Annotated in this window: 14 protein-coding genes; 11 read left to right on the plus strand and 3 right to left on the minus strand. The window is 41.5% G+C overall.

The genetic code is table 11. The annotated features are described in order from the left end of the window. Positions 1-155 precede the first annotated feature (155 nt). Positions 156-1,685, plus strand: a complete 1,530-nt coding sequence (trpE, locus tag IEV52_RS04150; protein ID WP_188401247.1) for an anthranilate synthase component I — start codon at positions 156-158, stop codon at positions 1,683-1,685. Between the two features lie 208 nt (positions 1,686-1,893). On the opposite strand, the gene clpP is transcribed toward trpE, so the two are convergent. Beyond that, the gene (clpP, locus tag IEV52_RS04155; RefSeq protein ID WP_066245680.1) at positions 1,894-2,496 is read right to left on the minus strand and encodes an ATP-dependent Clp endopeptidase proteolytic subunit ClpP; all 603 of its coding nucleotides are present in this window, start codon (positions 2,494-2,496) and stop codon (positions 1,894-1,896) included. Between the two features lie 219 nt (positions 2,497-2,715). After that, positions 2,716-2,931 (minus strand): protein YvfG, encoded by a 216-nt coding sequence (gene yvfG, locus IEV52_RS04160; protein ID WP_066245683.1) that lies wholly within the window; start codon positions 2,929-2,931, stop codon positions 2,716-2,718. 336 nt (positions 2,932-3,267) lie between these two features. Between yvfG and cspD the strand changes: the two genes are divergently transcribed. The 9 genes from cspD to eno all read left to right on the plus strand — a co-directional run bounded on the left by cspD (position 3,268) and on the right by eno (position 12,883). Beyond that, complete coding sequence (gene cspD / locus IEV52_RS04165; RefSeq protein ID WP_066245685.1) at positions 3,268-3,468, plus strand: cold-shock protein CspD; 201 nt, start codon at positions 3,268-3,270, stop codon at positions 3,466-3,468. Positions 3,469-3,684: 216 nt separating this feature from the next. Then, the gene (gene rpoN, locus IEV52_RS04170; protein ID WP_188401248.1) at positions 3,685-5,010 is read left to right on the plus strand and encodes an RNA polymerase factor sigma-54; all 1,326 of its coding nucleotides are present in this window, start codon (positions 3,685-3,687) and stop codon (positions 5,008-5,010) included. Between the two features lie 94 nt (positions 5,011-5,104). Continuing rightward, complete coding sequence (locus IEV52_RS04175) at positions 5,105-5,350, plus strand: glutaredoxin family protein (protein WP_188401249.1); 246 nt, start codon at positions 5,105-5,107, stop codon at positions 5,348-5,350. Between the two features lie 277 nt (positions 5,351-5,627). Continuing rightward, complete coding sequence (locus IEV52_RS04180; RefSeq protein WP_188401250.1) at positions 5,628-6,650, plus strand: sugar-binding transcriptional regulator; 1,023 nt, start codon at positions 5,628-5,630, stop codon at positions 6,648-6,650. Positions 6,651-6,731: 81 nt separating this feature from the next. Next, positions 6,732-7,739: a type I glyceraldehyde-3-phosphate dehydrogenase gene (gene gap / locus IEV52_RS04185; RefSeq protein WP_188401251.1), complete on the plus strand. Its 1,008-nt coding sequence runs from the start codon at positions 6,732-6,734 to the stop codon at positions 7,737-7,739. Between the two features lie 130 nt (positions 7,740-7,869). Then, complete coding sequence (locus tag IEV52_RS04190; RefSeq protein WP_188401252.1) at positions 7,870-9,054, plus strand: phosphoglycerate kinase; 1,185 nt, start codon at positions 7,870-7,872, stop codon at positions 9,052-9,054. A 152-nt stretch (positions 9,055-9,206) separates the two neighbouring features. Beyond that, positions 9,207-9,965: a triose-phosphate isomerase gene (tpiA, locus tag IEV52_RS04195; RefSeq protein ID WP_188401253.1), complete on the plus strand. Its 759-nt coding sequence runs from the start codon at positions 9,207-9,209 to the stop codon at positions 9,963-9,965. Further along, a complete protein-coding gene (gene gpmI / locus IEV52_RS04200; protein ID WP_188401254.1) occupies positions 9,962-11,494 on the plus strand; it encodes a 2,3-bisphosphoglycerate-independent phosphoglycerate mutase in 1,533 nt (510 codons plus the stop codon). Before tpiA ends, gpmI begins: the two co-directional genes overlap by 4 nt. A 96-nt stretch (positions 11,495-11,590) precedes the next feature. Further along, positions 11,591-12,883 carry a phosphopyruvate hydratase gene (gene eno / locus IEV52_RS04205; protein WP_188401255.1) on the plus strand — a complete coding sequence of 431 codons (1,293 nt, stop codon included), beginning with the start codon at positions 11,591-11,593 and terminating at the stop codon, positions 12,881-12,883. A gap of 145 nt (positions 12,884-13,028) precedes the next feature. On the opposite strand, the gene IEV52_RS22740 is transcribed toward eno, so the two are convergent. Further along, complete coding sequence (locus tag IEV52_RS22740) at positions 13,029-13,097, minus strand: putative holin-like toxin (RefSeq protein ID WP_373869408.1); 69 nt, start codon at positions 13,095-13,097, stop codon at positions 13,029-13,031. Between IEV52_RS22740 and IEV52_RS22525 the strand changes: the two genes are divergently transcribed. Next, on the plus strand, positions 13,066-13,194 hold the full coding sequence (locus IEV52_RS22525; protein ID WP_268234752.1) for a hypothetical protein: 129 nt from the start codon (positions 13,066-13,068) through the stop codon (positions 13,192-13,194). The genes IEV52_RS22740 and IEV52_RS22525 overlap by 32 nt on opposite strands. Positions 13,195-13,293: the final 99 nt, after the last annotated feature.

Here is a 13,293-nt window from a genome sequence, read left to right on the forward strand (position 1 = left end):
TGAGATGAGTGGAGAGAAGAGAGCATAGCTTGAGCTGAGTTGAGAGATTTTAATCCTGGATTAAACCTCTTTCTTAGTTTATTAATGATGCACAAACCAGCCTCCGCTGTAACAAGCGAGAGGTTTTTTTATCATTTGGAAGAGGTGAGTAGAATATGTTTACACCATCTTTAGAAGACGTCACGTCTCTATCGAAAGAAAACTATAATATAATTCCTATCGGTTTTACCTATTTGTCAGACCATGAAACGTGCATCTCTCAATTTGAGAGAGTGCGTCACGAATCGTATGCGTTCTTGCTTGAAAGTGTTGAAGGCGGAGAACGCTGGGCAAGGTATTCTTATATCGGCAGAAAGCCTTTTTTAGTGATTGCTTCAAAAGGAAATGAAGTAGAATTATCTTTTATAAAAGAGAATCAACACATACACGAACAAGGTTCTCCATTAGAAATTGTGAAGAAATATATGTCACGATATAAATCTCCTAAACTCTCCTCTCTGCCTCCATTTACAGGAGGTGCCGTTGGCTTTTTCGGATATGACCTGATTCATACGTTTGAAAAAGTTCCAAAACCACAATCTGCTTCCAATCAAAAAAATGAAATGGAATTTTTGTTCACAGATGAAATCATTGTATTTGATCACCTGAAGCAAAAAACCACGATTCTTTGCAATCTGCACGTATCTCCTGATGATAATAAAAAGACGATCCAACAAAAGTATGATCAAGTGTGTTCGAATATCCGAAACACAATGCATGAATTGCAACATCCGCCGAAAAGGAAGGTCCAGAAAACTGGGCGATCTGCATCTGCTGAACAGAATGAAAAAGTACGTTCTTCTCATTCAAAAGAAGAATTTTGTTCCATGGTGAAGCAAGCAAAGGAATACATCAAAACCGGAGACATCTTTCAAGTGGTCCTATCACAGCGTTTTGAACAGGAAACAGAAGCTGATCCGTTTGATGTGTATCGACTTCTGCGGTCGATGAATCCATCACCTTACATGTATTATTACAAATCAAACGATACCTACATAGTAGGAGCCTCACCAGAACTGCTCGTAAAAGTAGATAACGGTTGTGTGGAAAATCGTCCGATCGCCGGGACACGTCCAAGAGGTAAAACGCTTGAAGAAGATCTAGCCTATGAAAAAGACCTTTTAGCTGATGAAAAAGAGCGAGCTGAACACGTTATGCTCGTTGACCTCGGGAGAAACGATGTAGGTCGGGTAAGTGAATATGGCACAGTAGACGTAGAATCCTATATGGAGATTGAGCGGTATTCGCATGTCATGCATATGGTTTCACACGTAAAAGGGAAGATGCAGCAAGATAAAGATTTCTTTGACGCCTTGAGGTCCTGTATGCCTGCTGGAACGGTGTCTGGAGCACCAAAAGTTAGAGCCATGCAGATTATCTCAGAACTCGAGAAAGAATCACGTGGTGTCTATGGTGGCGCTATAGGCTATCTTGGGTTCAACGGGCAGATGGACTCTTGTATCGCGATACGCACCATCGTGTTTCAAGGTGGCAAAGCATATGTTCAAGCAGGTGCTGGAGTTGTTGCTGATTCTGTACCGGAGCGGGAATACGAAGAGACGATCAATAAAGCCAAAGCCATGCTGAAAGCAATCGAGGGGGGGACAGACCCCAGACAAATACAAATCCCTGTTTTGTCCATATAAGGAGGACCCCACTGCTGTTTCGAGCGCCATCATGAGCTTTATGGTATCCCAACATCAGAAGGATGTACTGTCCCATATAGGATCTTGAACAAGCTCATTACGCAACAAGAGGATCATAGAGATGAATGTTAAAAAAAATCTTATCCGTACGTTAAATAACATAAAAAAGGACTGCTCATTGATGAGCAGTCCTTTTTGTTAAAATTTATTATTTTTTAATATCTGTGCTGTCTACAGAAGTGATTAGTTTATCAACTAATCCGTACTCAACTGCAGCCTCAGCTGTTAAGAAGTTATCACGATCTGTGTCGCGCTCGATCACTTCAAGCGGTTGACCTGTTTTTTCAGCTAGGATTTTGTTTAGCTGTTCACGCATTTGGATGATACGGCGTGCATGAATTTCGATGTCACTCGCTTGCCCGCGGGTTCCGCCAAGCGGCTGGTGAATCATAACTTCTGAGTTTGGAAGAACGTAACGTTTTCCTTTTTCACCTGCAGCTAGCAAGAAAGCACCCATAGATGCTGCCATACCGATACAGATCGTTGAAACATGCGGCTTAATAAAATTCATCGTGTCATAGATCGCCATTCCTGCTGTGATTGATCCACCTGGGCTGTTTATGTATAACGAGATGTCTTTATCAGGATCTTCAGCTGCAAGGAATAAAAGCTGTGCTACGATTGAGTTTGATACGTTATCATCAATGGCACTGCCAAGCATGATAATGCGGTCTTTTAGCAGACGGGAGTAAATGTCGTAAGCGCGCTCCCCACGGTTCGTTTGTTCAATTACTGTTGGAATTAAGTTCATGGAAATCCTCCTTCTCCTTTTTCAACTTAAACTGTACTGTCATCATACAAAAAAGGTCAAACAAGGTCAAACAATATGCTGTATGTAACACATTTCGCCAGCATTGCAAAATATCCTTCTTACACCTTATGTATGGCCTATCATCATAATGCCCGCTCGAAGCAGGATTTTAAACCTCTTGATCATAAAACATTACCCTAAATTCATGAAAGATAAGCTTTAGTTCTCGTTTTTAATTTCAATATAAGCAGTTTCTAAATTACGGATACGACGTACGATCTCACTGTTTTTATTCAAATTATCATTGATGAGTGTTCCTACGATCGAACGGTAATACGCATTCATAGCGTGTGTTTTTGTAAAAACATCTTTATTTCGTTCAATATATTGCTGAAAGTTCTCCTTAAAATAGGGTACTGAAAATGCTTCACTCACAGTTCTTCCTCCTCATAACCATAAAACAGTCCATAATAATATGTTAGTAAATCATTATCTATCATAGCCTATTCGCTTAACGAGAAAAAGTATATGAAAAAAAATCATCCCTTGTTTTGACAATTGGTTTTGGGCATGTTATAGTTATCTCAACCATTTACCTTGTGAATATTTTTGGATTTAAAGCGGTCGTACTTTTGAATAAGAAGTGGAACACTTGAATCCGCTTCTGAACTATTCATATGAGTACGCATTTTTTTATGCTCTTTTATTTACATAGTAAAACGGTTAAACGAGTTAAAACGCTTACATAGCGTTTGTAAGGAGGAAACACCCATGCAAAATGGTAAAGTAAAATGGTTCAACGCTGAAAAAGGTTTCGGCTTCATCGAAGTTGAAGGCGGAAACGATGTATTCGTACACTTCTCTGCTATTCAATCAGAAGGCTTCAAGTCTCTTGAAGAAGGACAAGAAGTATCTTTCGAAATCGTTGATGGCGAGCGCGGACCACAAGCTGCTAACGTAACAAAACTTTAATAGTAAAGTTTAAAATGCCAGACTGCCTTCGGGCGGTGCTGGCATTTTTTTGTATCCTTTTTTCGGTCAAACAATAACTTAAACTCTTTGTATTGATTGTCTTCCTGACAAATACATTTTAGGTCAATATGTATTTGTCTGGGGTCTGTCCCCAAATTTTGTAGGATGTAAAGCGCTTACACCTGTAGTATGATTAATAACAGGGGAGGGATTTAGATGGAAATGGGTTTGTTTCAACAACAGAGCATGAACCTTGTCATGACAACAGAATTGCGTCAGGCCATCGCCATTTTACAAGTTCCCAGTTACGAACTTACTTCATATCTGCAAGAACAGGCGTTAGAGAATCCTTTAATCGAAATCGCTGAACCTAAAGGCATGTTCACTACATTGAAAAAGAGTGTACGAAAGAACGGAGTAACCGGCCGTTCCAATGACGAACATCCACTCGAACACCTCATCATAGAAAAAGAAACACTATATGATTATCTTTACAAGCAATCGATTCTTCTGCCGCTCGAAAATCAGGATCGAAGAATCTTTCAATATCTGCTGTTAAGTGTGAACGAGAACGGCTATCTAGCCGTTTCAGTTCAAGAAACGGCAGCTCGCTTTTCAACATCTGAAGAAAAATGTGAAGAGCTGATCGCCCTGCTACAAACACTTGAACCTGCAGGGATCGGAGCTCGAAATTTAAGAGAATGCCTCTTGCTGCAGCTCCGTGAACAAAATCTTGAGAACACACTAAGCTACATATTAGTCGATCAGCATTTAGATCTCCTTGCTGAAAGAAAAATAAAGAATCTTGCTTCACTTCTTGCAGTATCACCACAGCAGATAGAAGCAGCTGCAGATTTTCTACAAACCCTGGATCCGCGCCCTGGTGCCGCTTTGTCTCCAGTAAGTGATCAGGCTTATTTATATCCGGATGTGTCTGTTAAAGAAGAAAATGGTCAGTTTCATATTTCTGTAAACGAACAATATTCACCTACACTAAAATTAAATGACAGTTATGGTTCACTTTTAAACGGGAAAAATGCGACCTCTAAATTTTTAGATGACTCTTTTCAAAAGTTTAATTGGCTAAAAAAAGCGCTTGAACAAAGAAAAGAAACATTGCTTAACATAACGAAAGAAATCGTGAGAGTACAAGAAAAGTATTTTTTAACTTTTGAAAAGTCAGATCTTATACCTCTAACCCTTAAAGAAGTAGCAGACCAGATCGGTGTCCATGAATCGACTGTGAGTCGTGCTGTGAAAAATAAAGTGCTTCAAACTTCTAAAGGAGCCGTGGAACTTAAATCCTTCTTCACAGCAAAAATCTTTACCCAGGACGGAGGCAGTGCATCTGCTACATCTGCAAAAACAGAAATAAAAAAACTTGTAGACAATGAAGATAAATTGAAGCCTCTTTCTGATCAAATATTGGCTTCTCTTTTAGAGAAAAACAGCGGTTTATCGATTTCCAGGAGGACGGTGGCAAAATACCGGGAAGAACTGAACATTCCATCCTCTTCCAAACGCAAACGTTATTCTTCATAAAAAGATCTTTTCCATGTGGAAGAGATCTTTCTTACGTTTTTCGGAATGCATGATAAACTAGCAATGATAGCTCAAAGAAAAAAGGAGAGAAAAAATGGGTGAAAAAAGGGTAGTTCTTTATACAAAATTGCATTGTCCACTTTGCGATGATGCGCATAAACTATTACAGAAGCTGCAGTTAGAAATTCCTTTTCATATTCAAACGATCGATATTTATAAAGATGATGTCCTTCTCGAAAAATATGGACTGATGATACCCGTAATAGAAGTTGAAGGGGAGGAAATCGATTACGGAAGGATCAATGAGGAAAAGGTTAAGAAAGCGCTTACTAATTTTTAATAAGTAAAAGTTGTTGAAATGTAGTGAAAGTATTTGATATTATAAACTTGCCAGAAAGAAATCCGACACTTTTATGACAAAAAGTGAATCCTGGCACGTTTTAAATAATGTCATTCAGGGTAATCTACAATAGGTAATGTGGAACTTGGGTTAAACCAAGTTATTTTCTTACGCTAATGGGACATAAAATGACTAACCGGGACATTTTAAGTCCATAAGGAAGTCACAAACATCCCGCGAAGCTAAATCGTTATTCCATTAAATCAGGAGAATGTGTATGAAAAACCTAATAGATGTGCAAAAGAAATTGCTCCCAGATCTTCTGGAAACGATGCGAAAAAGATACAACGTCTTAAATGTTGTAAGAATTCACGAACCTATTGGAAGAAGAAGTTTAGCATCGACCCTGAACATGACAGAGCGTGTATTACGCTCTGAAGTCTCGTTTCTGAAAGATCAAGGACTTCTAAGCATCCAAACAGCTGGCATGTCATTAACCACTGAGGGGCATGATATTTTAGTAGAGCTTTCTGAGATGATGAAAGAATTGTCAGGTTTGCATGTTTTAGAATCAGAACTTAAGGAAATGTTAAATCTGTCAGAAGTCATCGTTGTTCCGGGCGACAGTGATCAAGATACGTGGGTAAAAAACGATATGGGTAAAGCTGCAGCCGATCGCCTTGTGCGCCAGCTGTCAGCAAAGAACATCATCGCAGTGACTGGCGGAACAACGCTAGCATCCGTAGCAGAAATGATGTCTCCTATCCAAAAAGGACAGCAGTTATTGTTTGTCCCTGCCAGAGGCGGTCTTGGTGAAAAAGTAGAAAACCAAGCGAACACGATTTGTTCCACGATGGCTCAAAAAGCGAATGGGGAATATAGACTTCTCCATCTGCCCGATCAGCTAAGCAAAGAAACCTATCTTTCTCTCATGGCTGAACCGGGTGTAAAAGAAGTCATGGAGCTCATACGCTCCGCTGGTATAGTGCTTCACGGGATTGGCGATGCTAAAACAATGGCAGAACGCAGGAACTCTAACCCTTCTCTATTAGAAAAGCTGGATGAAGAAAAAGCCGTGGCAGAAGCGTTTGGCTATTATTTTAACCAGCAAGGTGAAGTGGTTCACCGCGTTCGCACGATCGGACTGCAGCTGGATGAGCTGCAGAACAGTGATTTCATTATGGCTGTTGCAGGCGGATCTTCTAAATCTGATGCGATTGCAGCGTTCATGAAACACGGTCCCAAAAAGGTTTTAATTACTGACGAAGGAGCTGCCCGCAAGCTATTGGGTCGTTCGTAAGTCTGTTTTCATTATGTTATTGAGGGGTTTTCCCTTTATATAAAAAATAAATTCTCTCTTAAATCAAGGAGGTCATTTTACATGGCAACAAAAATTGGTATTAACGGTTTCGGTCGTATCGGCCGTAATGTTTTCCGCGCAGCGTTCAACAACCCTGAGGTAGAAGTTGTAGCTGTAAACGACTTAACAGATGCTGACACACTTGCATTTCTTCTAAAGCATGACACAGTTCATGGCAAGTTCGCTGGTTCTGTAGAAGTTAAGGAAAACGCACTTATTGTAGATGGCAAAGAAATCAAGGTTTTAGCTGAACGCGATCCAGCACAACTTGGCTGGGGAGACCTAGGTGTAGAAGTAGTAGTTGAATCAACTGGACGCTTCACTAAGCGTGCTGACGCTGCTAAACACTTAGAAGCTGGCGCTAAAAAAGTAATCATTTCTGCTCCTGCTTCTGATGAGGATATCACAGTAGTTCTTGGTGTTAACGAAGACAAGTACGATGCAGCTAGCCACGATGTAATCTCTAATGCATCTTGTACGACAAACTGTCTTGCACCATTCGCAAAAGTACTTCACGAAAAATTTGGCGTGAAACGCGGTATGATGACAACTGTTCACTCATACACAAACGATCAGCAAATTCTTGATCTTCCACATAAAGATCTTCGTCGTGCTCGTGCGGCAGCTGAGAACATCATTCCAACTTCAACTGGTGCTGCTAAAGCAGTATCTCTAGTGCTTCCTGAACTTAAAGGCAAGCTTAACGGTATGGCTATGCGTGTTCCGACTCCAAACGTATCATTAGTTGACTTAGTTGCTGAGCTTGATAAAGACGTTACAGTTGACGAGATCAACGCTGCGCTTAAAGAAGCTGCAGTTGGCAACCTTAAAGGAATCCTTGGCTACTCTGAAGAGCCGCTTGTATCTACTGACTACAATGGCGACACTCACTCTTCTACAATCGATGCTCTTTCCACAATGGTTATGGAAGGAAACATGGTTAAAGTAGTATCTTGGTACGATAACGAAACAGGATATTCAAACCGCGTTGTAGATTTAATTGACTATATCGCTAAAAAAGGACTTTAATAGATAGAGAAGAACAATAAGGAGGGGGAGAAGTCGTTTTAAACTGGCTTCTACTCCTCTTTCCCATGTAAAACCTGGGGGATTGTCATTCTTTTAATCTTTTTGACTAGTCAGGAGGCTGCATGTACTTATGAACAAAAAAAGTGTTCGTGACATCGATTTAAAAGGCAAAGTCGTTTTTTGCAGAGTTGATTTTAACGTGCCGATGAAAGATGGGAACATTACGGATGAAACGCGAATTGTCGCTGCTCTTCCTACCATCAAATACTTAACAGAGCAAGGTGCAAAAGTTCTTTTAGCAAGCCACTTAGGACGTCCAAAAGGACAAGTTGTGGAAGAGCTTCGTTTAGATCCAGTAGCTCAGCGTTTGAGCAACCTTCTTGGAAAAGAAGTTGTGAAAACAGATGAAGCTTACGGGGAAGAAGTGGAGAAAGCAGTTGCTAACCTAGAAGAAGGCGGCGTTATCCTTTTAGAGAACGTTCGTTTTTACCCAGGTGAAGAGAAAAACGATCCTGAGTTAGCACAGAAGTTTGCTGCATTAGCAGATGTGTATGTAAACGACGCTTTCGGAGCAGCACATCGTGCACATGCTTCAACAGAAGGCATTGCAAAACATCTTCCAGCCGTTTCTGGTTTGTTGATGGAAAAAGAACTTGAAGTGCTTGGAAAAGCTTTATCCAATCCTGACCGTCCTTTCACAGCTATCATTGGCGGTGCAAAAGTTAAGGACAAGATTGATGTAATCGACAATCTTTTAGACAAAGTAGATAACCTGATCATCGGTGGAGGCCTTGGTTACACATTCATTAAGGCTCTTGGCCATGATGTAGGAAAATCTCTTTTGGAAGAAGATAAAGTTGAAACAGCAAAAGCCTTCATGGAAAAAGCAAAGAAAAACGGTGTGAACTTCCTGATTGCTGAAGATGTTTTAGTAGCAGACGACTTTTCAAACGATGCTAACACAAAAATTGTAGAAATTGATTCGATTCCTTCTGATTGGGAAGGTCTTGATATCGGAACGAAAACGATTGAAAAGTACGTAAAGGTTATCAAAGAATCGAAGCTTGTAATATGGAATGGACCAATGGGTGTGTTTGAAATTGACGCATTCGCAAACGGTACACGTTCTGTTGCAAACGCACTTGCAGAAGCTACTGACACATATAGCGTAATCGGCGGCGGAGACTCAGCAGCAGCTGTTGAAAAGTTTGGCTTAGCTGATAAGATGAGCCATATCTCAACAGGCGGGGGTGCTTCCCTTGAGTTTATGGAAGGTAAGGAACTTCCTGGCGTCGTAGCATTAAACGACAAATAATTAGCGGCGAATTTCTTTGTTGCCTGGTTCCTCTGATCCTCATTTATGAGTAGATAAACGCTGGGTCTTCGGAACGGACGGCGCATCGAACTTCTTGTTTCTTCTTTGTCATTATTTGGTAATAGTAATAAACCGTTTAAGAGGTGAAAAGAATGCGTAAACCTATTATTGCAGGTAACTGGAAAATGAATAAAACGTTGACAGAAGCACGCAGTTTTGTAGAAGAGGTGAAGGGCCTTGTTCCTTCAGCTGAAACTGTTGATTCTGTAATCTGTGCGCCTGCTCTTTTCCTAGACTGTTTAGCAGACGAAGCTGAAGGTACGCCTTTAGCGATCGGTGCTCAAAACATGCATTTTGAAGAAAGCGGTGCTTTCACAGGTGAAATCAGCCCGGTTATGCTTAAAGATCTAAACGTTCAATATGTTATTCTTGGGCATTCTGAACGTCGCGAGCTTTTTGGTGAAACGGATGAGCTGGTTAACCAAAAAACACATGCTGCCTTTAAGCATGGTTTAACTCCGATCGTTTGTGTTGGTGAAACGCTTGAACAGCGTGAATCTGATAAAACGAAGGATGTTGTAAAAGAACAGACTGAAAAAGGTCTTTCTGGATTAACTGATGAGCAAATGAAACAAACGGTAATCGCATATGAGCCAGTTTGGGCGATCGGAACTGGAAAAACAGCATCTTCTGAAGATGCAAATGAAGTATGTGCATACATCCGCAGCGTAGTAGCGGAACAATTCTCACAAGATGTGGCAGATGCTGTTCGCATTCAATACGGCGGAAGTGTAAAGCCTGACAACATCAAGGAATTGATGAGCATGTCTGACATTGATGGCGCTTTGGTCGGCGGAGCCAGCCTTGAGCCGAAATCTTACCTTCAGCTTTTGGAGGGCGTTAGCCGATGAGCAAAAAACCGGTAGCTTTAATCATCTTAGACGGCTTTGCTTGTCGTAAGGAAGACAAAGGTAACGCTGTTGCACAAGCGAAAAAGCCCAACTTTGACCGCTACTGGGAAACGTATCCGCACGCTCAACTTACAGCTAGTGGGGAAGCCGTTGGACTTCCTGATGGTCAAATGGGAAATTCAGAAGTGGGTCATTTAAACATTGGTGCCGGCCGTATCGTGTATCAAAGTTTGACTCGGGTGAATCTATCGATCAAAGAAGGTGATTTTTATGAAAATCAAACCTTTATCGAAGCAATGAACCATGTTAAAGAAAAAGGAACGGCTCTTCATATCTTTGGATTACTTTCTGATGGGGGGATCCATAGCCATATTGAGCACATTCTTTCATTGTTAGAATTAGCTAAAAAGCAGAACGTGGAAAAAGTATATCTGCACGGATTCTTGGACGGGCGTGATGTGCCTCCTCAATCTGCTAAGCACTATATTCAAACAACAGTGGACAAGATCAACGAGCTAGGTGTTGGTGAGATCGCAACACTTTCTGGCCGTTATTACTCTATGGACCGCGACAAGCGCTGGGACCGTGTAGAAAAGTCATACCGAGCGATGGTTTACGGTGAAGGACCTGACTACAAAGATCCGTTTGAAGTGGTAGAAGACTCATACAGCAATGGAATTCACGATGAATTCGTTCTTCCTTCTGTCTTGAAAAAAGAGAACGGCGAACCGGTTGCGACAATTAAAGACGGAGACGCAGTTATCTTCTGTAATTTCCGTCCAGACCGAGCGATTCAGATTTCTCAAGTATTTACTAACGAAGATTTTCGTGGTTTTGATCGTGGAGAGGCGTTTCCGAAAAACCTTCACTTTGTATGTTTAACACACTTTAGTGAAACAGTAGATGGAGACGTGGCTTTTAAACCAACAAACCTAGATAATACACTGGGCGAAGTACTGTCACAGCAAAACTTCAAACAGCTTCGTATTGCAGAAACAGAAAAATACCCGCACGTAACGTTCTTCTTCAGTGGTGGACGTGAAGCGGAATTTCCTGGTGAGACACGTATCTTAATTGATTCTCCAAAAGTAGCAACTTACGACTTGAAGCCTGAAATGAGTGCGTATGAAGTGACAGATGCCCTTTTAGGGGAGATTGAAGCGGATAATCATGATGTGATCATCTTAAACTTTGCCAATCCTGACATGGTAGGTCACTCAGGTATGCTGGAACCAACGATAAAAGCAGTTGAAACAGTGGATGAGTGCTTAGGAAAAGTAGTAGATGCGATCATCAAAAAAGGTGGGGCTGCAATCATTACAGCCGACCATGGTAATGCCGATGAAGTGATTACGATGGAAGGCAACCCGATGACAGCTCATACGACAAACCCAGTACCTGTAATCGTTACGCAAGAAGGATTGGAACTTCGTCAAGACGGTGTACTGGCTGATCTTGCACCAACGGTACTAACTCTTATAGGCGGTACTCAGCCAAAAGAGATGACTGGTAAAACGTTAATTAAATAGGGCACTTTTACGGAATATGTACAAAGGGCCCTTGTGCGTATTGCCGGAAATGCTTTATTCTCAAATTACATTTTCTAATAAAAAGGAGAGACAATTATGTCAGCGATTATTGAAATCTATGCTCGCGAAGTCCTAGACTCTCGCGGAAACCCAACAGTTGAAGTAGAAGTGTACACAGAATCAGGTGCATTTGGACGCGCGATCGTTCCATCTGGTGCTTCTACAGGTGAATACGAAGCAGTTGAGCTTCGTGATGGCGACAAGAGCCGCTACCTTGGAAAAGGTGTTATGAACGCAGTAAACAACGTAAACGAAAACATCGCTCCAGAACTTATCGGTTTCGATGTACTTGATCAAGTTGGAATCGACCAAACATTGATCGAGCTTGATGGTACTGAAAACAAAGGCAAGCTTGGTGCTAACGCGATCCTTGGAGTTTCCATGGCTGTTGCACACGCTGCTGCTGATTTCTTAAACGTTCCTCTTTACATGTACCTTGGAGGATTCAACTCTAAAACTCTTCCTGTTCCAATGATGAACATCCTTAACGGTGGAGAGCACGCTGACAACAACGTAGATATCCAAGAATTCATGGTTATGCCTGTTGGTGCTGAAAGCTTCCCAGAAGCACTTCGCATGGGTGCTGAAATCTTCCACAACTTAAAGTCTGTTCTTAAAGAAAAGGGCTTGAACACAGCTGTTGGTGACGAAGGCGGATTCGCTCCAAACCTTGGTTCTAACGAAGAAGCTCTTCAAACCATCATGGAAGCGATCGAAAAAGCAGGCTACAAGCCAGGTGAAGAAGTTCGCCTTGCAATGGACGTTGCTGCTTCTGAATTATTTAACAAAGAAGACGGTAAATACCACCTTTCTGGTGAAGGTGTTGTTAAAACATCTGAAGAGATGGTTGCTTTCTACGAAGAGCTTGTTAACAAATATCCGATCGTTTCAATCGAAGACGGTCTTGACGAGAACGACTGGGATGGCCACAAGCTATTAACAGAACGTATCGGTGACCGCGTACAGCTAGTTGGTGACGACTTGTTCGTGACAAACACAGCTAAGCTTTCTGAAGGTATCGAAAAAGGCGTTGGTAACGCGATCCTTATCAAAGTTAACCAAATCGGTACGTTGACTGAAACGTTCGACGCGATCGAAATGGCTAAACGCGCAGGCTACACGGCAGTTATCTCTCACCGCTCTGGTGAATCTGAAGACAGCACAATCGCTGACATCGCTGTTGCAACAAACGCGGGACAGATCAAAACAGGTGCTCCTTCACGTACAGACCGTGTTGCGAAGTACAACCAGCTTCTTCGCATCGAGGACGAGCTAGGTAACCTTGCTGTATACCCTGGAATGAACGCATTCTACAATCTAAAGAAATAAGTAGTACAAAAGTAGGGGTCTGACCCCAAACAAAGACAAATTCGCCATTTTGTCTATCTGAAAAAGACAGCCCCCGGATAAGGCGCATCAAGCACCTATCCGGGGGCTGTCTTCATTTCAAGCTTACAAAGGATTTCCCTGCTGGTTATCGAGAGCGATTGTTAGAATGAAGGATGGTAACAATGAGCATTGAGAAACTGATCATGAGCGACATCGTTTCAAAAACAGTCATTTCGATCCCTCCAATCATGTTACCCTTAAGATTCGTAAAAACAGGGTTGTCCTATACAAAAATAGAAAAATATGAGTAAAAAGGCTTGTCTTTTTTCAGTTTTATGTAAAGGTATTATGTTTACGACGGAATTTATGCTCGCTCGCAGTGATTTATGCTCGTACGCGGGAATATATGC

This window comes from Fictibacillus barbaricus, from assembly GCF_014635025.1.
GTDB classification, from domain to species: Bacteria; Bacillota; Bacilli; order Bacillales; family Fictibacillaceae; genus Fictibacillus; species Fictibacillus barbaricus.

What these genes read in the sequence shown, in the direction of transcription:
- IEV52_RS22525 (WP_268234752.1), top strand. Translation starts at nt 13,066, where the DNA reads ATGAGCATTGAGAAACTGATCATGAGCGACATCGTTTCAAAAACAGTC.
- clpP (WP_066245680.1), bottom strand. Translation starts at nt 2,496, where the DNA reads ATGAACTTAATTCCAACAGTAATTGAACAAACGAACCGTGGGGAGCGC.
- trpE (WP_188401247.1), top strand. Translation starts at nt 156, where the DNA reads ATGTTTACACCATCTTTAGAAGACGTCACGTCTCTATCGAAAGAAAAC.
- IEV52_RS04190 (WP_188401252.1), top strand. Translation starts at nt 7,870, where the DNA reads ATGAACAAAAAAAGTGTTCGTGACATCGATTTAAAAGGCAAAGTCGTT.
- cspD (WP_066245685.1), top strand. Translation starts at nt 3,268, where the DNA reads ATGCAAAATGGTAAAGTAAAATGGTTCAACGCTGAAAAAGGTTTCGGC.
- gap (WP_188401251.1), top strand. Translation starts at nt 6,732, where the DNA reads ATGGCAACAAAAATTGGTATTAACGGTTTCGGTCGTATCGGCCGTAAT.
- gpmI (WP_188401254.1), top strand. Translation starts at nt 9,962, where the DNA reads ATGAGCAAAAAACCGGTAGCTTTAATCATCTTAGACGGCTTTGCTTGT.
- tpiA (WP_188401253.1), top strand. Translation starts at nt 9,207, where the DNA reads ATGCGTAAACCTATTATTGCAGGTAACTGGAAAATGAATAAAACGTTG.
- IEV52_RS04180 (WP_188401250.1), top strand. Translation starts at nt 5,628, where the DNA reads ATGAAAAACCTAATAGATGTGCAAAAGAAATTGCTCCCAGATCTTCTG.
- eno (WP_188401255.1), top strand. Translation starts at nt 11,591, where the DNA reads ATGTCAGCGATTATTGAAATCTATGCTCGCGAAGTCCTAGACTCTCGC.
- rpoN (WP_188401248.1), top strand. Translation starts at nt 3,685, where the DNA reads ATGGAAATGGGTTTGTTTCAACAACAGAGCATGAACCTTGTCATGACA.
- IEV52_RS04175 (WP_188401249.1), top strand. Translation starts at nt 5,105, where the DNA reads ATGGGTGAAAAAAGGGTAGTTCTTTATACAAAATTGCATTGTCCACTT.